1 protein-coding gene is annotated in these 222 nt (G+C 50.0%); it reads right to left on the bottom strand.

What is annotated here, in order from left to right:
- On the bottom strand, window positions 1-222 hold a 222-nt coding region (locus H8K33_RS19690), incomplete at both ends, for a hypothetical protein (protein ID WP_186892773.1).

Raw genomic sequence — 222 nt, 5'->3', positions numbered from 1 at the left:
CAATCAGATTGCCACCAACCAAAGTGACACCGTTATTAAACGTTGGCGTCGCGTTGTAATCACTACCCGCAGTTGCTGTACCACCACCTAAGTTATAGGCATAAGTCGACGCAATCGTTGTCGCTGCGCTTAAGCTGACTGTGTAGACCAGATCATTACCTTCGATGACCGTGTCACCTGCAACACCTGGTGCACCTGGTTCGACTGTCGTGATCGTTGGTT

This window comes from Affinundibacterium amnicola (assembly GCF_014284275.1).
In the GTDB taxonomy this organism is placed as follows: domain Bacteria; phylum Pseudomonadota; class Gammaproteobacteria; order Burkholderiales; family Burkholderiaceae_D; genus Undibacterium; species Undibacterium amnicola.
The sequence above is the reverse complement of the archived record's forward strand: the minus strand, read 5'-3'. Positions and strand labels throughout refer to the sequence as shown.